Raw genomic sequence first — 634 nt, forward strand, 5'->3', positions numbered from 1 at the left:
TCTCGAACGGCACGTTGGCCTCGGCCAGGGTGCGCTTGGCGCGGACGATGCGCTGCGCCACGGTCGGTTCGCTGGCGAGGAAGGCACGGGCGATCTCGCCGGTTTCCAGGCCGCCGAGCAGGCGCAGGGTCAGCGCCACCCGCGATTCCGGCGGCAGCACCGGATGGCAGCTGATGAACATCAGTCGCAGCAGGTCGTCGCCGACCGGATCGTCGAGCAGGTGTTCCTCGCGCCGCTCCGCCTCGTCCTGCAGCTGCTCCAGTTCGTAGGCGGCCTGGACGTGCTTCTCGTCGCGCAGCTTCAGGTGCCGCAGGCGGTCGATCGCGCGGTTGCGCGCGGTGGTGGTCAGCCACGCGGCCGGGTTGTCGGGCACGCCGGTTTCCGGCCACTTCTCCAGCGCGGCGACCAGCGCGTCCTGGGCCAGTTCCTCGGCCAGGCCGACGTCGCGGACCATGCGGACCAGGCCGGCGATGACGCGCGCCGACTCCATCCGCCAGACTGCGTCGATGGTGCGATGGATGTCGCCGTGTGCGGATGTCGGGCTCATGCGCGGCGATCACACCACCGCCGCGCACGTTCGGCAAGTCGCACCGATCACTCGCGCGGGGGAATCGCGTCCGGGGCCATGAAGAAC

1 protein-coding gene is annotated in these 634 nt (G+C 70.8%); it reads right to left on the reverse strand.

The window, feature by feature from the left end; translation table 11 throughout:
- A partial coding sequence (locus J7523_RS20505) for a sigma-70 family RNA polymerase sigma factor (protein WP_291890659.1) occupies positions 1-547 on the reverse strand: 547 nt, incomplete at its 3' end.
- Positions 548-634 lie beyond the last annotated feature (87 nt).

Origin of the sequence: Cellulomonas sp. (assembly GCF_017744555.1) — a bacterium.
Taxonomy (GTDB): Bacteria; Actinomycetota; Actinomycetes; order Actinomycetales; family Cellulomonadaceae; genus Cellulomonas.